General features: G+C 57.5%; 14 protein-coding genes. 1 reads left to right on the top strand and 13 read right to left on the bottom strand.

What is annotated here, in order from left to right:
- Positions 1–72 precede the first annotated feature (72 nt).
- Positions 73–1,221 carry an AI-2E family transporter gene (locus ABD76_RS07845; protein WP_197255747.1) on the top strand — a complete coding sequence of 383 codons (1,149 nt, stop codon included), beginning with the start codon at positions 73–75 and terminating at the stop codon, positions 1,219–1,221.
- 50 nt (positions 1,222–1,271) lie between these two features.
- Here ABD76_RS07845 and ABD76_RS07840 read toward each other — a convergent pair whose 3' ends face one another.
- The 13 genes from ABD76_RS07840 to ABD76_RS07785 all read right to left on the bottom strand — a co-directional run bounded on the left by ABD76_RS07840 (position 1,272) and on the right by ABD76_RS07785 (position 17,973).
- Positions 1,272–3,116, bottom strand: coding sequence for a peptidoglycan D,D-transpeptidase FtsI family protein (locus ABD76_RS07840; protein ID WP_197255745.1), 1,845 nt, complete (start codon positions 3,114–3,116; stop codon positions 1,272–1,274).
- Between the two features lie 119 nt (positions 3,117–3,235).
- On the bottom strand, positions 3,236–5,380 hold the full coding sequence (locus ABD76_RS07835; protein ID WP_242069436.1) for a methyl-accepting chemotaxis protein: 2,145 nt from the start codon (positions 5,378–5,380) through the stop codon (positions 3,236–3,238).
- Between the two features lie 628 nt (positions 5,381–6,008).
- Positions 6,009–7,352 (bottom strand): peptidase U32 family protein, encoded by a 1,344-nt coding sequence (locus ABD76_RS07830; protein ID WP_197255743.1) that lies wholly within the window; start codon positions 7,350–7,352, stop codon positions 6,009–6,011.
- Between the two features lie 17 nt (positions 7,353–7,369).
- Complete coding sequence (locus ABD76_RS07825) at positions 7,370–8,305, bottom strand: peptidase U32 family protein (protein ID WP_197255741.1); 936 nt, start codon at positions 8,303–8,305, stop codon at positions 7,370–7,372.
- 17 nt (positions 8,306–8,322) lie between these two features.
- On the bottom strand, positions 8,323–9,384 hold the full coding sequence (mltG, locus tag ABD76_RS07820) for an endolytic transglycosylase MltG (protein ID WP_197255739.1): 1,062 nt from the start codon (positions 9,382–9,384) through the stop codon (positions 8,323–8,325).
- Between the two features lie 81 nt (positions 9,385–9,465).
- Positions 9,466–9,765 carry a DUF1292 domain-containing protein gene (locus ABD76_RS07815; protein WP_197255737.1) on the bottom strand — a complete coding sequence of 100 codons (300 nt, stop codon included), beginning with the start codon at positions 9,763–9,765 and terminating at the stop codon, positions 9,466–9,468.
- On the bottom strand, positions 9,762–10,058 hold the full coding sequence (locus ABD76_RS07810) for a DUF1292 domain-containing protein (protein WP_168182241.1): 297 nt from the start codon (positions 10,056–10,058) through the stop codon (positions 9,762–9,764). The genes ABD76_RS07815 and ABD76_RS07810 overlap by 4 nt, the downstream gene beginning before the upstream one ends.
- 9 nt (positions 10,059–10,067) lie before the next feature.
- Positions 10,068–10,484 carry a Holliday junction resolvase RuvX gene (gene ruvX / locus ABD76_RS07805; RefSeq protein ID WP_168182240.1) on the bottom strand — a complete coding sequence of 139 codons (417 nt, stop codon included), beginning with the start codon at positions 10,482–10,484 and terminating at the stop codon, positions 10,068–10,070.
- A 49-nt stretch (positions 10,485–10,533) separates the two neighbouring features.
- Complete coding sequence (locus ABD76_RS07800) at positions 10,534–10,794, bottom strand: IreB family regulatory phosphoprotein (protein ID WP_006287029.1); 261 nt, start codon at positions 10,792–10,794, stop codon at positions 10,534–10,536.
- Between the two features lie 158 nt (positions 10,795–10,952).
- The gene (gene alaS, locus ABD76_RS07795; RefSeq protein ID WP_197255735.1) at positions 10,953–13,595 is read right to left on the bottom strand and encodes an alanine--tRNA ligase; all 2,643 of its coding nucleotides are present in this window, start codon (positions 13,593–13,595) and stop codon (positions 10,953–10,955) included.
- Positions 13,582–13,788 carry a hypothetical protein gene (locus tag ABD76_RS07790; RefSeq protein WP_197255733.1) on the bottom strand — a complete coding sequence of 69 codons (207 nt, stop codon included), beginning with the start codon at positions 13,786–13,788 and terminating at the stop codon, positions 13,582–13,584. The genes alaS and ABD76_RS07790 overlap by 14 nt, the downstream gene beginning before the upstream one ends.
- Positions 13,789–14,657: 869 nt before the next feature.
- The gene (locus tag ABD76_RS29355; protein ID WP_242069435.1) at positions 14,658–15,677 is read right to left on the bottom strand and encodes an S-layer homology domain-containing protein; all 1,020 of its coding nucleotides are present in this window, start codon (positions 15,675–15,677) and stop codon (positions 14,658–14,660) included.
- Positions 15,580–17,973, bottom strand: a complete 2,394-nt coding sequence (locus ABD76_RS07785; protein WP_338125071.1) for a SwmB domain-containing protein — start codon at positions 17,971–17,973, stop codon at positions 15,580–15,582. The genes ABD76_RS29355 and ABD76_RS07785 overlap by 98 nt, the downstream gene beginning before the upstream one ends.
- Between the last annotated feature and the right edge of the window lie 192 nt (positions 17,974–18,165).

Raw genomic sequence — 18,165 nt, 5'->3', positions numbered from 1 at the left:
AATAGGCACTGGAATTCATTTTCGTGTACAATGGGATCCAAGAAAAGAATAGGGAGCAAAGGAGTTATATTCATGATCGCGTTTTACCGCAAATATTGGAGAACGGCTTTTGACATTGGACTGCTTGTACTGACGATCTTCCTCATCATGTATAGCTTCAGTTATCTGTATTCCATCGCCAAGCCTATTTTCCTTGCCTTCATCGTGTTCATGCTTATTGAACCGCTAGCCGGATTTCTCCATCGACGCGGCGTCAACAAGGCGATCGCTTCCGCCCTGTCGGTAGGGCTGTTTCTTCTGCTCATTCTGGGCGCCATTTTCGGCCTAGGCTTCATTGTGATGAAGCAGGCGATTGAGCTCCAGGAGAGAATGCCCAAATATATTGAAGTTCTGCAAAAGGAATTTGCGAATATTACGGCGTTCCTTCATCAGAAATATGAGGCGCTTCCCAAAGACGTGACCGTGCGCCTGAATGAATACGTCGGCACGATAGCGAAAAAAGGCTCGCAAATCGCGCTCGATTTTTTAAGCTGGATTATCAATAATATTTCCTCCTTCTCGGCGTTCACCGTCAATTTCGGCATCGCGATTATACTGGCTTACTTCCTCAGCATTGAGATCGATACATGGAGAAGAGCAGCGCGCACCCATACGCCCAAAACATTTCGACATGCCTATACGTTCCTGAAGGAAAATGTCATCAAAGGGATTGCGGCCTATTTGAAAGCGCAGCTGAAGCTGATCTCGATTACGTTCGGCATCATTTTCATCTCGCTGCTGCTTCTTGGCGTGAGCAATGCGTTTCTTATCGGCCTCTTGTCCGCTTTGTTCGATCTGCTGCCGCTGCTCGGGGTTCCGGTCATCTTTATTCCGTGGATCGTATACCTGTTCATCGCGGGGAACAGCTGGCTCGCCATCTGGCTCACTGTCGTTCTGGGCGTCACGCTGATCACTCGGCAAATACTGGATCCGAAAATTACGGGCAATACGTTAGGCGTGTCTGCGTTTACGATGCTCTCCTTTATGATATTGTCTTTGTCGTTATTTGGTGTCGTCGGGGTCGTGCTGTCGCCTATTCTTCTTATTTTGGTCAAGGCTCTCTATGATCAAGGGTATTTGAACAAATGGATTCGTATGCCAAAAGAAGAGTTCGATGCCTCCCCGTTTCCGGAAGGACCGGCGGCGAATGACGGAGCCGCGCGGGATTCGGACAATAATTAATTTTCCCGCCGGCACGAAGCGCAGCGCGCAGGACAAGCCTGAACAGGCGGTTACCGCGTGCTGCGGCTCGGCAAGCCGGAATTTTCATGGGCCGCGAGCAAATCCATCACTTTGCCGAACAAGGCGGTTGCCCGGTGGTGGGACGTCCCGGCAGGCTCATCCTCAAAGACGACGCTGACCGCATATTTGGGCTTCTCGACCGGACCATACCCGACGAACCACGTATGAAGCCGTCCGCTTCCGTAGGCATCCGCCTGTGCGGTTCCGCTCTTGCCCGCCAGCCGCCACGCCGCTTGGCGAAGCGACCGCCCCGTCCCGTAGGCGACGGTATCCTCCATCCAACGGCGTATCTGTCTCGCCGTCTGCGGCTTCATCACCCGTTCGCTTCCCGCTCCGGCAGCGAAGCGGGCGAAGGAAAGCCCGTTCGCATAGCGGAGCTCCTGAACGAGGCGAGGCTCCCCTTCGGCTCCGTCCTGAAGCAGAGTGGCGACGTAATTGGCAGCCGCCAACGGCGTCAGACGCACATTGCGCTGTCCTATGCCAAGCTGCGCCCGCTCTCCCCCGTCTATCATCCCGTTATCCTCTCCCGCCGCAAATATCCGGCTCGTCTCCTCTCCGTCAAAATGCTTCAACCCGTTGTGCCCGCGGCCATCCGAAGAACTCATGCCGACAGTGCCTGCCAGCCCTGCCCGCCTGGCATACGTCTCCAGATCGGCGGCGCTCATTCGCTCGGCAAGCTCGGCGAAGACGACATTGCAGGATTCCGCCAGCGCTTCGCGCAGCGACAATGTTCCGTGCCCGTCCTTAAGCCAGCATGACAGGCCGTATTTGCCATAGTCTCCGCTGCAATGGAATTGCTCCCGCGGATCCGTGACTTGAGCTTCAAGCGCGGCAGCGGCGATGAAAAGCTTATACACGGAGCCCGGGGGCAGCGCCTTGACTGCGCGGTTATTCCAGTTCTCCTCCTCCGGCGTCACATGATTCGGGTCGGCGGACGGGCGGGACACCATCGCTACGACATCGCGCGTCGCCGCATCGAGCACGACGACAGAGCCCTTCTTCATCCCCGCTTCATCCGCGGCTCGCCCGATAGCAGCCTCGATCTCGCGATCCGCCGTCGTGACAAGCTGCACCGGATAATACGGATTGTCCGGACGGCGGAGCCGGACGTCGAGGCCATAGAGCGGGCGCTGATCCGCATCGGTATAATGAACGAGAATCGTAGGTCCGAGACTCCGCAGCAACGGCTCGAACGACCGCTCCAATCCTGACATTCCGCTCGTCCCGGACACGCCGGTCTCGGCTTGCCCCCCGGCTGATTGCGCGACAAAGCCGATCCATTGCGGCGTATCCTTGCCGAGCGGATACCGCACCGTGATCGGAAGGGATCGCACCCCGTCCCAGCCGGAAGCATTCAGCCGCCGGGACTGCTCCGGCGTCAGCGGATAGGGCAGCTTGCGGTCGCGGGACGATGGCCATACGAGCGGTTCGGCCGCGTTCTCCCAGCGCGCCCGCACGTCCCGTTCCGTCGTATGGAACCAGAGCGCAAGCGTGCGCACCGCTTCGGATGATATCGAATCGCGATGAACGGGGAAAAGGACGGCGGCCTGCACGGCCGCTCCGGTATAGGGACGGCCGCGGCGATCCAGGATCGGCCCCCGCCCGTCATCCAGCACAATGCCTCGTTCCCGCTGTATAATGGAACGCTGCAGCAGCGTATGTGCGCCCCCCTGCACGGCACGATGCGGCTCGATCAACTGCAGCCAGCCGAGCCGCATAACGTAGACGCCGAGCACGACGGCAATCAAGAAGCTTGCCGCCGCTATGCGTCCCCGGGCAAGCGACAGCAGCCCGGCGAGCTGCGACATGCCGATTTTCCATTTGCTCCCCTTCATGCCAACCCTCCTTCCATCGATGATCCTATCGAATATGCTTCTACGTCCAGTATCGACGGAAACGCATACAAAAAAACTGCCCCCCTTCAAATAGAGGGCAGTGTAAGACCGGCATTTCTTTAATTCAAATGAAATTGGGCGAGCCGCTCCATCAGATGCTTCGAGACGGCTTCCAGCTCTTGCGACAACGAGACAAGCTGCTCGGATACCGACTTCTGCTCCCCGCTCAAGGAAGCGACTTCCTCCGTTGACGCCGCCGACTCCTCCGCCACTGCCCCGACATTCGTCATCGCTTCCGTCAGCATGCGCTGCGTCTCATCCAGCTCGTTGACCGCTTCCGTCGCCTGATCCAGCTTCGCCATGAAGAGGCCCATATGCTGCTGAACTTCCTGGAAGAGCGAATCGGCTCCATGCACGGCAGCGAGCTGCTCCTCGAACACCGGCCGGACCCCGCTCAGCATCTCAATCGTCTCCGACATCTCCCGTTCAATCGCTTCCGTTCGTTCCCTGACATGCTCAATCGCCCGCGCCGACTCATCCGCCAGGCTGCGGATTTCATCCGCGACGACCAGGAATCCGCGTCCCGCAGAACCTGCCCGCGCCGCCTCGATCGCGGCGTTCAACGATAAAATATTGGTCTGCTTCGCAATCTGCGTCAGCAGGTCAAGGATATTGCGAATCGCCCCCGACCCGCTCTTCAACGCATCGACCTTGCCGACAAGGGCGTGAATGCGTCGCTCGGTCAGCCCGGTTTTGCGCCCAAGCTCTTCCATATATGCGGAGCCGCGCTGTCCGGCCGCCTCCACTTCCGCTGCCGCACGGTACATTTCCACGTTCAAATCGATGACATGCAGCATCTGCGCCGACGTGCGGCCGGTCCACTCATTGCCCCGCTCCGCTTCGGCGGCCAGCATCGTCGAACCGCGCGCAATCTCTTCCGTCGCCAACGCAATCTCCTCGGCGGACTGAGAAGTCGCGCGGGATGCCTCCGTCAGCTTCCCTGCCGTCGCCAGCACGGCCTTGGCCGACTCCTCCGTCCGCCCGACCAGTTCGCCGATTCGGGCCATCATCGCATTGAAGCTGGCCGCAACCCGCCCGATATCATCCTGGGAGCGGTGCTTCATCTGCAGGCCGAGCCGCCCCCTCGCACCCTCCTCCATCAGATGACTCAGCCGTTCAAGCGGGTAGCCGATGCTCCGGATGACATACCAGCCGATGAGCAGCGCGACGCCAAGCGAGATAGCGATCGCCGCCCACGAAATATTCCGAATCGTGATCGTATCTTGCAGCAACACACTGGACGGCGTGAAGGCGTTCAATGTCCAGCCGGTTACCGGGGAACGGTAATAAGCGCCAAGAAGCTCGCTCCCGTTCGAATCCAAGGTCCGACCCCGCCCGCTCGCAGTGTCCGCCTCGGCCTCAAGCCGGATGCGCGGCGGCTCGGCCTCAAGCCGGATGCGCGGCGGCTCGCTAACGGCTTCCGTCTGCTCCGAGAAGACCAGCTTGCCATCGGCATCGATAATCTGGGCAAAAGCGCCCTCCTCCGTTTTCCAGCGGATCTGCTCCTGCAGCCCCGACAAATAGATTTCCACCAATACAACATATTGCGTTTTCCCCGTGTATGTATTTTTAACGGCTCGGGCGAGCCCGAACGCCGGATCCGGGCTGCCGCCGGAGATTCCTGTCGCCTTCGTAGGCAGCCACAGCACCTCTCCCGGCCGCTCCTGCGCCTCCGTGAACCAATTCTCCTGGCGCATCTCCTTAATCCCTTCCGACGATGCGCCGGATGCGCCGGATGTGAAGGAAGGCTCTTTCTCACTCACGGGTAGCAAGTAGATGCCATGCAGCGTCGGATTGCCGATCACATAGGATTTCAAGTGATTCTCGACCCGAACCCGATTTTGGAGCTTCTCATATTCATTGCCCTCACGCTGAAGCGCCGCTTCCAAAAAAGCGGCCTGTATATCTTGGTTGAACAGGATCTGCGTGGATAATTCGGAATAGTTGGTGAAGAACAAATCCAGCTTCTCCCCCACTTGAATCAACGTCTGTTCCTGGGCCTGAGCGCTCTGGCTCTGGATGATGCTTCGCGCTTGAAAAAACGAGAACAGCCCCACAGAACCGACAAGAAGCGCAATACTTACGAAAAAGATGAGAAACAGCTTCATCCCGACCGAACGCAGCGGATGGAAAGAATGTCTCGTACCAGAAGCACGCTGTTCCCCGGCCTGAAGCGGTTCGGATTCGCTTAATGGTGTACGCATGGACAGCACCTCTCCTCCAACACAATATCAAGGTCATTGTACCTACAACTATGTCTTATGCACTACTTCGACAGCTCCGTACAAAATCCCTTTCTCATATTTGGAAGCGCATCCACGATTTTGTGACTAAATATGTAACAAAATGAAATTGCATAGTACAAAACGCTAATATAATGAAGCAGCTAAATCGCCCTTCCCGGATTCCTGCCTTATTGTTGTCCTTCCAGCGCTCAGGATGTCCTGGCACAGATCTTATGAATATTCTCCCAACCGTTCAGGTACGGCATATCTTTTGCTGAGTCTCCCAACCAGTCAGATTCCTACACTAGTCTTAATGGAAACTGCCAACCGCCCAAGAGAAGTTGGTTCACAAACTAAATTGTGCTTAGTTAACTTCCTATCCAACGGGGATTCTGCTCATATGGAGCATTCACGGCATACTTGATGACTTCCTGCCCCACGGGGATAGCGCTCTTAAGGCAGCCAAGACTGCATTGAACACATTTTCTGAGCAGAAGGGATATTGCACATCCGAACAAATACGAATGGCGCACCTGAGGCCCAAAAGTTTGTTAAAGTTATAAATAGAAAAAGCCTCCCCCCTGAATGGGAGCAGGCTCAGATTCGGTTAGGCCTTTGCTGTCTTTTTCCGCATCATATCGAAGTAGCGAACCGGTTCGTTGACCTTCATTCGCACAAGCTGCAACGGATGGCGTGCGGCATCCAGTTCATTGCCCTCGGTATCCCACAGCTTGTCGATCGTTTGCTTGAAGAAGGTGCCGTTCGGGCCGAAGAATTCGACTTCCGCCCCCGGCTTAAAGTGGTTCCGCTGCTGGATCGTCGCCATGCCCGTCGCCGGATCATAGTCCATGACCAGTCCTGCGAAGTCATATGGCGCCGACTTCTCTTCCGGTTCATAGATATGATCCTCGTGATCCGGCTCGTCATAGAAGAAGCCCGTATTGACGGGACGGTTCGCCGCCTTGCGAATCTCGTCCAGCCATTCCTGCTTCAATTCATAATTGTCCGGATCGGCCATATAGGCATCGATGACTTGGCGGTACACGTTCACGACCGTAGCCACGTAGTGAATCGATTTCATCCGGCCTTCTATTTTGAAGCTGTCGACCCCGGCATCGATCAGATCCGGCAGATGTTCAATCATGCACAGATCCTTCGAGCTCATCGAGAAGGCATGATCCTCCTCATCCGCAAGGGCGAGTTGGTTCACGCCGAGCCGGAATTGTTCCAGCACCGGAGAGCCTGCAGCCTCCTCCGGAGTGACGACCCGATCCGGATCCGGCCGCCCGTCTTCGAACAGGTCATATTTCCAGCGGCACGATTGGCAGCAGCCGCCCCGGTTCGAATCCCGGTTGGTGAAGTGATTGGACAGCACGCAGCGCCCCGAATAAGAGGAGCACATCGCGCCGTGGATGAACGCCTCGATTTCGATGTCAACATGCTGCTTGATCTCCACGATCTCTTCCAGGCTCGTCTCCCGGGCCAGGACGACGCGCGGCGCGCCTTCTTCCTTCCAGAATTGGACCGTCTGCCAATTGGCAATCGACTGCTGGGTGCTGACATGCACCTCGAGCCCTGGCGTCACGCGCTGTGCCGTCTCGATAATAATCGGGTCCGCGGCAATGATGGCGCTGATGCCGACCTGCTCCAGCTGGCGCAGGTAGTCCTCAATGCCTTCCAGATCTTCATTATGAGCATAAATGTTCGTCGCCACGAATACTTTCGCTCCGTACTTCCGGGCGAACTCTACGCCTTCCCGCATTTCCTCGAAGCTGAAATTGTCTGCGTTCGAGCGCAGACCGTATTTCTGTCCGCCGATATAGACGGCGTCTGCGCCATAATGAATCGCGAACTTCAGCTTTTCCAGGTTCCCGGCGGGAGCGAGCAATTCGGGCTTATCCAGTCGATACCGCTTGCCTTTCCATTTGGCAGGCTTCGCTTCGGTTGTCATCGCTGTTCGCTCCCTTCTCAATACACCTGATCTTTATAGAAAAATCCAAACGACAGCTCGCGCTCCGGATCCTGTACGGCCCGGATGCGATCCATCCACTCTTCCTTGAAACGGTACTGCTCCGGATCGCGAAGATAACTGTCAATCGCTTCCCGATAGACCTTCACGACCGTCTCATTATAGGATACGGATTTCAACAGCCCCTCAATCTTGAAGCTGTCCACCCGCGCGTCCAGCAGCGGCTTCAGATCCTCAAGCACGCAGATGTCATCCGAGCTCATAATATGCGTGCCGTTCGCATCCTCGAAGATCGGATATTTCTCTTCCCGACGTTCCTGCTCAATAAGGAACAGCTTCCGGCTCATATCGGTACGGCCGATCTCGTTATGCTCCCCGATATGCGCGAAGTAATGATTCACCAGATGCCGCTTGGAATGATAAATATTCGTCATGCCATGCACTTGAATCTCCACATCCATGTCCGGCAGCTGCTGCTTCATTTCCAGCACCTGTTCCATATTCAGCTCTCGCGCCGCGACGATGCGGCTCGCACCGCGCTTCTGCCAATATTTCGCCGTCTTGTAGTTGGTGGACGTCATCTCGGCATTCCAGTGCAGCTTCAGCGAAGGCGCGGCTGAGCGCGCGGTCATCAGCACGGCAGGATCGCCGAAGACGATCGCATCCACCTTCAACTGCTCCAGGCGGCGCAAATAGTCGGCCAAATCTTGAAGCCTGTCGTTGTGAAATATATTGTTCACCGCAACATACAGCTTCGCCCCGCGGGCGTGCGCATGCGGCAGGCTTGCTTCAATGCGATCGGGCGTCATGTTGCCCGGCAGACGCACTCCGTACTTCTCTTCCCCTACCACGACCGCAGTCGCGCCGGCTTCAAGCAGACGCGCGACCTCTTCCGTGCTGCCGGCGGTGACGAGCAATTCGGGTTGATACGTCATCGTTCCTTCCCCACTTTCTATTCCCCTGCTGTCTGTTTGCTTTGCTCGATATTTTTTAAATGCTCTTCATACGTTTTGGCGAACAAATGAGTGTGGCTGCCGTCTTTTTTCGTCACATAGAACAAATAGTCGGAAGGCTCCGGATGCAGCACCGCCTCCAGCGACGCGCTGCTCGGACTCGCGATCGGACCCGGCGGCAAGCCGTCAATCTGATACGTATTATAAGGGCTCTGAATATCCAAGTCCTTATAATACAGCCGTTCCTTCGGCTTGTCCAGCGCGTACTGGACCGTAGCGTCGATCTGAAGCTTCATGCTCTGCTTCATGCGGTTGAAGATGACCCCCGCCACAAGCGGACGCTCCTCATCGACGACGACCTCCCGTTCGATGAGCGACGCGGCCGTCAGCCATTGATGAAGCGTTAAATTTTGCTTTTGCAGCTCGGCTTCCCAGTTCGGGGAGATATCCGCTAGCCGCTGCTCCATCTCCTCCAGCATGCGGACGATGATCTCTTCCTCGCTGCTGCCCTCTTTCAGCTCATACGTCTCCGGGAATAAATAACCTTCCAGCGGATGCTTGATGTCATCGTCGGTCGGAATATGCGCCGCCAAATCGGATTGCCCTGACAACCATGCGATATCATCCGTCAGCTTGAGGAAGGTTTCCTTGTTCACATACCCTTCGTCAGCCAGCTTTTCGGCAATTTGCGCGATCGTATAGCCCTCGGGAATCGTAAAGCGGATCATTTTATCCGGAACGACATCGCCCTGATTCAGACGGGCAATAATCTCGTCATACGTAACACCCGGATAGAAAGCATAGGTCCCGGCCTGAAAGCGGGAGCCTTCATTTTTATATCTCAAATATCCTTTAAAAATAAGTGCATTCTTAATGATGCCCTCTGCTTCCAGACGGGAAGCGATGCTTGACGTTCCCGTGCCCGGCTCGATAGTGACTCTAATCTCGCGATCCTCGGTCGGCAGGGGCTGCATGCCGTTCCACACATAACCGATTACGCCGGCTCCCGCCACGATTATCAGAATGAGGAAAGCGGTCATCACCTTCGTTCCTGTCTTCATTCATCCACGCTCCTACATGGAAAAAGAGCGGATACTCCGCCCTTTTTCACGAGTTCAATATCACTGTCTGCGATGAAGCGGCTAGAATTGATCGGCGAACGCGATCTCGTCGTAGCGCTCCATCACGTCTTCCCATTCTTCGTCATCGTCTATCGTCTCAAGCTGCCAGCCGCCATCGCCTTCCGGCACGATGCGGAACAGATCCGGCTCCGCATCCTTGCCTTCGCCCGGTTGCAGCACGGCGTACGCCCGTCCGCGGTACTCGAACTCCGCGACAAGAGACCAGGTTCGGCTCTTCCCGCGCTCGTCCGTCATCTCCAGCGCATCGCCATAGACGCTCTTCAACCGTTCAATGAACCGGATGCCCTCATCGGTGCTCACGCTTCATCCTCCTCGGAGCTGACCAGCGTATTGAATGTCTCTTCTACGATATTCCATTCTTCTTCATCTTCGATGATGTACAGCTTGAGATCATCACCGTCTTCTTCATAGCGGAACGCATATACTTCATCGGTCTCTTCGTCTTCGGAATCAACAGGAACTACCATCATATATTTCCGATCAGAACCATCCACTTCGAATTTCATGATGACCTCAAATTCTTCTTCATTGCCCTCATCGTCCGGGATATAAATAATTTCCGGTTCCTCTTGCAAATAATTGTCCTGTGTCATGGTAACCCCTCACCTTCTTGATTGATAGTCAAGATACGTCTGCAAAATTATGGTTGCCGCCATCTTATCAATGACTTGTCGGCGCTTCTTCCGGCTTACATCCGCTTCGAGCAAAGCGCGCTCCGCCGATACCGTACTCAAGCGCTCATCCCACAGGTGAACGGGCAATCCGAACGACTGCTTCAAGACTTCAGCATATGTCATACTTAATTCGCCCCGCGGTCCAATCGTTCCGTTCATGTTCTTCGGCAATCCGATAACAATTTCCTCGACGCCGTGCTCCTTGATGATGTCGCCAATCCGGCGCAGGTCGTCTTCGGGCTTCCGCCGAACAATGACTTCGAGGCCTTGCGCCGTCCAGCCGAACGCGTCGCTGACCGCGACCCCGATCTTGCGGTCCCCGTAATCCAAGCCGAGAATCTTCATTATCGTCTCCTATGTCTGCTTCCGATGAACTCGGGAGCCCGTACGCTTCTTAGCGGTGATGATTGAGATAGAAGCGCACCAGCTCCTCGATCAATTCATCCCGCTCCTTCTTCCGCACCAGGCTTCGAGCATTGTTATGCCGCGGGATATAAGCGGGATCCCCGGATAGTAGGTAACCGACGATTTGGTTGATGGGATTGTATTCCTTCTCGACAAGGGCATCGTAGACAGACAGCAATATATCTTGGCTGGATGCCTCCTGTTCCTCTGCCTTCACATTGAACTTCATCGTCTTATCCATGGAATTCATCGCCGACACCTCGCTTTACTCTTATCATAACACATACCCGAACAAACGCGAAAATATTCCGCTTCATAGCCTGTCTTATTCAATAAATTTTTGTCGAAACGATGAAGCGGCGGGTTTGCTCTTATTTTACTATTTTCCAACCCGCTGGATCAACAGCCCTATTTGCCGCTTTCCGCCTGCTTCGCCACCAGCTCGTCCAGCAGACGAAGCGCCTCGTCGATCTTGGCCGGATCCTTGCCTCCTGCCTGGGCCATGTCCGGACGGCCGCCGCCGCCTCCGCCGCAGACGGAAGCCAGCTCCTTGATCAGCTTGCCGGCATGCAATCCTTGCTTCACCAGCTCCGGGGCGACGGCGACGACCAGGTTCACTTTGCCGTCGGCTGCGGATGCCAGCGCGATGACGGAGCCTGGAAGCTTCGCCTTCAGCTCGTCGGCCGTCGTGCGCAGCGCGTCCATGCCGCCGGCGTCAACCTGCGCCGCCAGCACCGGAATCCCCGCCACCGACCGGACCCGGTCGGCAAGTTGACCCGCTTCCAGGCTGCTCAGCTTCGCCTTGAGCGATTCATTCTCGCGCGCCAGCTCCTTTTCGCGGGCGAACATCGCCTCGACTCGCTTCGGCACGTCGGCTGCGTTCGCCTTCAACAGGCCGGCCGCCTGCTTCAGCAGATCCAATTGGGACTCCATATACTGATAAGCGTGGCGGCCCGTAACGGCTTCCAGACGGCGGACGCCGGAGCCGATCCCGCTCTCGCTCACCACTTTGAACAATCCGATCTCCGACGTGTTGCGGACATGGCAGCCGCCGCAGAGCTCGATGCTGTAATCGCCCACTTGGACAACGCGCACGATATCGCCGTACTTCTCGCCGAACAGCGCCATCGCGCCCATCGCCTTCGCTTCGTCAATCGGCTTGGACTCGATAAGGACGCCGATGCCGTTCCAAATCTGCTCGTTGACGCGGCGCTCGATCTCTTGCAGCTCATCCGGTTGGATAGCGCCCAGATGCGTGAAGTCGAAGCGAAGCCGCTCCGCCTCCACCAGGGAGCCGGCCTGATTGACATGCTCGCCGAGCACCTGCTTCAGCGCTTTGTGCAGCAGATGGGTCGCGGTATGATTCTTCACGATGTCTTCCCGTTCCGCGCGGGCGACCGCCGCCTGCACGGTCATGCCCATGCGGAGCGAGCCTTCCGTTACCCGGACGACAAGCACATGCTGTCCGTGAGGCGCCTTGAACACCTCTTCCACGACGGCTGCCGTCCCCGGTGCGGTCAACGTGCCGCCATCGCTCACCTGTCCGCCGCTCTCCGCGTAGAACGGCGTGCGATCGAGCACGATCTGGCCTGTGTCTCCCGCCTTCACTTCCTCGACGGCTTCATTGGCAGCGAACATCGCGACCACGTTGGATTGGGTTACCAACTCATTATAACCAACGAATTCGCTTTTAATCGTCAACTCCGACAGCGGTCCGCCCTGAATCTTCATGCTTGCCCCGTCCTGTCTCGCGGCACGGGCCCGTTGGCGCTGCGCCTGCATCGCTTCATCGAAGCCTTCATGGTCGACCGTCAACCCGTGCTCGGAGGCATAATCCTCCGTCAGATCAAGCGGGAAGCCGTACGTGTCGTACAGCTTGAACGCTTCCGCGCCGGTAATCTGCGTCCGGCCTTCCGCCCGAGCGGCTTCCGCCATTTCCCCGAGAATGGCCAAGCCGTCGGCCAGCGTCTCGTGGAAGCGCTCCTCTTCATTGCGAATGACCTTCTCGATGAACTCGCGCTTCTCGACAATGTCCGGATAGTACCCTCCCATCACGTCGCCGACATGCGGAACGAGTTCGACGAGGAACGGACGGTCGATTCCGAGCACTTTGCCATAGCGGACCGCCCGGCGCAGCAAGCGGCGGATGACATAACCGCGGCCTTCATTGGAAGGCAGTACGCCGTCGGCGACAGCGAACACCACCGTGCGCACATGGTCGGCAATCACCTTCAGCGCGATGTCGCGCTTCTCATTGTCCTTGTAAGTAACGCCGGCAATGCGGGCGGTAGCCTGAATAATCGGCTGGAACAAGTCGGTATCGAAGTTCGAATCGACATCCTGCAGGATGGAAGCGAACCGTTCGAGCCCTGCGCCGGTATCGATATTTTTGTTCGGCAGCGGAGTATAGCTGCCGTCCTTGTCGTGGTTGAATTGAGAGAATACGAGATTCCATACTTCAAGATAGCGCTCGTTCTCGCCGCTTGGATAGCATTCCGGATCGTTCTCCAGCGTGCCGTATTTCTCGCCGCGATCGTAGAAAATCTCCGTGCAAGGACCGCAAGGCCCTTCCCCGATATCCCAGAAGTTGTCGTCGCCGGTCTTGATAATATGATCCGCCGGCAGCCCGATTTTCTCACTCCACAGCTTGTATGCCTCTTCGTCCTCGTTGTAGACCGTGACATACAGCCGGGACGGATCGAACCCGATCCAACGCTTGTCGGTCAGGAACTCCCATGCCCAGGTGATCGCTTCTTCCTTGAAATAATCGCCGATGGAGAAGTTGCCGAGCATCTCGAAAAACGTATGGTGACGGCGGGTTTTGCCGACATTCTCGATATCGTTCGTGCGGATGCACTTCTGCGAATTGGCGATCCGCGGGTTGTCCGGCTTCACGCGCCCGTCGAAATAGGGCTTGAGCGGCGCCATGCCGGCATTGATCCATAACAAGGACGGATCGTTATGCGGGACGAGCGAAGCGCTCGGCTCGATATGATGGCCTTTGCCTTCGAAAAATTCCAACCATTTTGCGCGAATCTCACTGGCTTTCATGCGTACTGACGCCTCCATTTATCACAAAGTTATTCTTATAGCCCGGGGTGGCTGCGAGGAAGCCGTTCTTGGTCTGCCGCTGCCAAGGCCCCTTATAATGAGACTTCAAAAAGCCGGTTTTCAGCACGGACTGATTGAATCGCCCCATATACAAATAAATCGCCCCTGAGAAATCAGGGACGATTGAATCCATCGCGGTACCACCCTGGTTATCCCCCGGCAAGAGACCGTCCCCGGACGGGCGGCTCGTCGTTCAGTCATGCCGCGGTGTCCGGCGGCCGTCCAGCGGGCGATCGCCTTAGCGTTGATAACGGGTCCGACCCGGTGAAGTTCGTTCACGCTCCAAAACTAGCGTTCAGCTGTTCTTCTCGATGAAGATTCTTCCACCCGGCTCCTCAAATCGATGCCGGAATCTTCTCTCTGGATCAAGGGCTGCAGCCTACTATGGGTTTTGTCTTCGCTTTATGCCTATTTGTGCCTATTTATCCGATAACATAGTATAAATAAACCGGAGACGCTTGTCAATAATTCCGCTGCTCCACGGAAGCCAGTCTGAAGCCGCGTCCGATTCCGATTTCTGAAGCGATGGCCGGCGCCGTCCCGGGCGAGTGTCATTGGACCTGCCAGATTCGGCTATGGGGACTTGCTTACGACGCCGAAAAGCACTGCAAAACTACAGCTTTTCCCCGCATCCCCCCACCGAAAAGAAAAAATCCTGCCAGGATGCATCAATTTCACATTTTTCTCGCTTGTTTTAGGCCAAATCCGGCGAAAGGATGCAGTTATGCAGCAATTCTATCGAATTCATCACGCAAGTGATAAAAAAACTGCACCCGTGCAGCTTTTTTCAATTGGGTGTACCACGATGTGCATTCGAGACAGGAAATCGCCAGCGCGACTTCGGAATCAGTGCTCCAGTTCTGCGCCCGGAGCCGGTTCATTTGCTCCGGTCGCCGCTCCCCACGCAAAAAGAGCCCCCTGCCGAAGCCTTCTCTCTTCGACAGGGGGCCGACGGCCGCCCAAGGGCGCCATAAGCCAAGCGCACTGCAACAAAAGCGCCAGCTAGCCCAAATATTTAATCTGCTCCAACATCCGCTTCAGCATCGCGGCCGCTTGCGCCCGCGTCGCCGTGCCCTTCGGGTCGAAGGTGGTCGACGTCATGCCCTGCACGATGCCGCTCGTCACCGCCTTGCCGACCCCGGTCACGGCATAGCGTCCGATCTTGTTGCGGTCCTTGAACCGGTTCAGGGCCGCCGGATCGGCGGTAACGGCATAGCCGGCATAATCCATGGCGCGCACCAGCATGACGGCCATCTGCTCGCGGGTGATCGACTCGTTCGGCCGGAAGGTCCGATCCTCGAAGCCGCCGATAATGCCAGCCTTCGTCGCCGCGCCGATATACGGCGCCAGCTTGCCGGACGTGCTCACGTCACGGTAGCCGCCGGCTGCGCCCGCATCGCCCTGCAGCCCGAGCGCACGGGCGAGCAGCGTCGCGAACTGGGCGCGCGTAATGTTCGCGTTCGGCGCGAAGGCGGTGGAGCTGACGCCTTCAATAATATATTTGGAAGCCAGCTCGCGGATCGCTTCCCGCGCCCAATGGCTTCGAATATCTTGGAAATCCTTGCTGCGGTCCATCATCGCGACCGCTTGATTGCCTCTGAATTGGAAGCCGAACACCGTCACTCCGGCTGCCTGCTTCATCACGGTCGGCACGAAGCCCGCTTTCGCCAGAGCGGCATCGTACCGGACAGCCGAAGCGTTGCCGCTGTCGACATAGCCGGTCGTGCGCACCTTGTAATCAAGCTGCGCGTCAAGCGCCCGCGGGCCGGCCGATCCGGCGTAGGTCGAAGTGTAGAAGTCGATCGGCTGCACGCGGATGTTCGCCCCTGTCGCCTGGAGATAGCTCGTAAGCGCAGACGCGTCCGACCCGGACGCCTTCTCCGCCTGCAGGAGCAGATAGGCGGCGCTGCCGCCCCACTCGCGCTCAAGCCGGCTGAAGTCGAGCTCGCGAAGCGGCACCGAGTACAGGATGTCGCCGTACCGGATCGAGAAGACGGCATCGCTCGCTTTTAGTGTATACATCCTTCAGCGCAGACAGCGGAACGGCCACCATCGCCGCGCGCTCGGAGACCGGCACATCGAATGCCAGATGGTTGCGCGAGCCGTTATGCATGACATAGTCGAATGAGGACTTCAACTTGCTGGCCGGCAGCGTATACCGCTTGACGGACTGGCCGTAGCGCGAGCGAGCGGAGGCCGTATCCGCCGCCGAGCTCGACAGCACATACCATCCGCTGTCAAGGAACCAGTCATACGAAGCAGGCTGAAGGTCGCCGGGCCGCACCGAGCCGTCCGTCTCATTCGTTGCCGCCGCGTTGGCGAACGAGGAGACCGCATTGCCGTTCAGATCCCGCAGCGGATTCGTCCCCGGCGCATAGGAGACCGTTACGGCGCTGTACGGGTTCACGCTCTCTTCGAGCGCGAGCGTCACCTTGTCGCCCTGGACGGAGGCGCTCTTCACCCGCATCCCGGCATGGTCCGCCTGAACGGAGAACTGGGATGACGCCGGCGCCGGCGATTCCCGCAGCTTCTCCGTGAAAGTCAGCGTCACGGTGGCGCCTTTGACGGAGGCGCTGCGCAGCGCCGGCGCCTCGTTGTCCGTCTTGTTCGCGACCTTCGCCAGCGTGAAGGCGGCGGCCGCATTGCCCGACAAATCCCTCAGACGGGGCTCGGCCGGCGCATAGGATACCGTTACCTCGTCATGGTCGGAGACGCTGGAATCAAGCGCCAGCTCCACGACGTTCCCCCGGATCTGAACAGCATGGACGTAGCGTGCCGTCCGGTTCACGAGCACGGAATAATGGCTGCGATGCGGCACTTGATCCGCCGCCAGCCCTTCGTTATATACAAGCCGCAGCAGGCTGCCGTTCACTTCGGCCGCTTCCAGCACCGGAGGCTTCGTGTCGTTCAGATTGCGCACATATTGCTCGCTTATCGCGGGTACCGGATTGCCGGCCCGATCCTTCAGCGGATACCGGTCAGGCGCATACCGGATCTTCACGACCTGGCCGTTCGTAATGAGGTGAAGCAGCGACAGCGTCACCTTGCGCCCGTCCTGGGAAATGCGGGCAATGGCTCTCGTCTTGCCGTCCACCCAGACGGTGAACTGCTCAGCGGCCTTGGACGAAACCGCATCAAGCTCTTTGTTGAACTCGAAGACGACCTGCGTCCCCTTGGCCGTCACCTGCTGCAGCTTCGGCAGCGTCGCATCCGTCGTATCGCTGACCGGCGTCCGGTCAAGCGCGGCTGCGGCGTTGCCGGCAGCGTCCTGAATATTCCGGTCCTTGCCCGGCGTATAGCTGATCCGCACGTCTTGACCGTAGGCGATCCCGCTCTTCAGCTTCACGTCGACGGCGCTTCCCGCTACCGCCACATTGGCGACGCTCCGCGAGTCTCCGTTGACCGTGACAGAGAAGCGGGATGGCGGCGGTACCGATGCGGGGTCAAGCCGCTCGTTGTAGGTCAGCCGGATCGTATCGGCACTCTGCATCGAAGCCGAGACCAGCACCGGCGCCGTTACGTCCTGCTTGCCCGTGGCGAACCGCCAGGCGTTGTCGCCCTGCAGCCCGGGATAGGCCTGTTTGGTGCCGTTGCGCAAGGCGCCTGCCGTAATTTCCACGATATATTCCGTATCCGGCTTCAGATCCAGCACCGGATCGATCGTAATCGTCTTCGTGCCGTCCCCGCTAATCCGGTTCGATGACACGGAGACCGCCTCATGCACCTTGCCGTCCTTGTCCGTTTTGATGAGAACGCTGCCTTCCGCCTTCCATACCGGTTCATTGAACGTCAGGACGAGATTCGCATCGGAGCGCACATCCTTCTGTCCACGGGCGGGCGACAGCTGCTCCAGCACCGGAATGCCCTGCTCCGCCTTCGTGGTGAACGACCAGACCGCCGGATCATAAATGCCAAGGAATGCCCCATTTTCGTTCGTGAAGGCACTGTAGTCGACCTGCACCGTATACGTTGTGCGATAATCCAGCTTGACCGAAGGCGTAACGACCGCCTTGGTTTGTTTGTCGTCGAGCCGTACCTGATCGCTTTCCACCGCAATCGTCTCGACGGCTTCGCCGCTCCGCTTTTTGATCGTAATATGTCCCTTGCCCTTGCTTACCGCCTCGCGGAACTCCATGGTCAGCTGCGGTTGAATGTCGATGTCTTCCGAGCCGGAACGCGGCGTGACGGAATCAACGATAATGATATGCCAGCCTTGATCTGCGCGAGCAACTTCGTCGGGTGACTGCGCCAAGGCCGTGCTGATGGACAGCTCCATCGCCATTGCCGCCGTGAGTAAGACGGCCACTGCTCTTTTCACGTGTGAACCCCTCCTTTGGTCGAACCGACCGATGTATCCATGCGGATATGCCGTACGGCGGTACTCCTTCGCCGCACCCACTTTCTTTAACGCAAGCGGGGCACGAATTGTTGTTCGCCAGAGAGAGGCCTTAACAATTTCACATCTTAGGTAGGGGGTCAAAAGTTCGGCTGGGGCCTGTTCATTTCCGGC

The organism is Paenibacillus dendritiformis (genome assembly GCF_015845845.1).
GTDB lineage: Bacteria > Bacillota > Bacilli > Paenibacillales > Paenibacillaceae > Paenibacillus_B > Paenibacillus_B dendritiformis_C.
The sequence above is the reverse complement of the archived record's forward strand: the minus strand, read 5'-3'. Positions and strand labels throughout refer to the sequence as shown.

Excerpts from the sequence above, each read along its gene's own strand:
- ABD76_RS07845 (WP_197255747.1), top strand. The coding sequence starts at position 73 with ATGATCGCGTTTTACCGCAAATATTGGAGAACGGCTTTTGACATTGGA.
- ABD76_RS07840 (WP_197255745.1), bottom strand. The coding sequence starts at position 3,116 with ATGAAGGGGAGCAAATGGAAAATCGGCATGTCGCAGCTCGCCGGGCTG.
- ABD76_RS07835 (WP_242069436.1), bottom strand. The coding sequence starts at position 5,380 with ATGCGTACACCATTAAGCGAATCCGAACCGCTTCAGGCCGGGGAACAG.
- ABD76_RS07830 (WP_197255743.1), bottom strand. The coding sequence starts at position 7,352 with ATGACAACCGAAGCGAAGCCTGCCAAATGGAAAGGCAAGCGGTATCGA.
- ABD76_RS07825 (WP_197255741.1), bottom strand. The coding sequence starts at position 8,305 with ATGACGTATCAACCCGAATTGCTCGTCACCGCCGGCAGCACGGAAGAG.
- mltG (WP_197255739.1), bottom strand. The coding sequence starts at position 9,384 with ATGAAGACAGGAACGAAGGTGATGACCGCTTTCCTCATTCTGATAATC.
- ABD76_RS07810 (WP_168182241.1), bottom strand. The coding sequence starts at position 10,058 with ATGACACAGGACAATTATTTGCAAGAGGAACCGGAAATTATTTATATC.
- ruvX (WP_168182240.1), bottom strand. The coding sequence starts at position 10,484 with ATGAAGATTCTCGGCTTGGATTACGGGGACCGCAAGATCGGGGTCGCG.
- ABD76_RS07800 (WP_006287029.1), bottom strand. The coding sequence starts at position 10,794 with ATGAATTCCATGGATAAGACGATGAAGTTCAATGTGAAGGCAGAGGAA.
- alaS (WP_197255735.1), bottom strand. The coding sequence starts at position 13,595 with ATGAAAGCCAGTGAGATTCGCGCAAAATGGTTGGAATTTTTCGAAGGC.
- ABD76_RS07790 (WP_197255733.1), bottom strand. The coding sequence starts at position 13,788 with ATGGATTCAATCGTCCCTGATTTCTCAGGGGCGATTTATTTGTATATG.
- ABD76_RS29355 (WP_242069435.1), bottom strand. The coding sequence starts at position 15,677 with ATGTATACACTAAAAGCGAGCGATGCCGTCTTCTCGATCCGGTACGGC.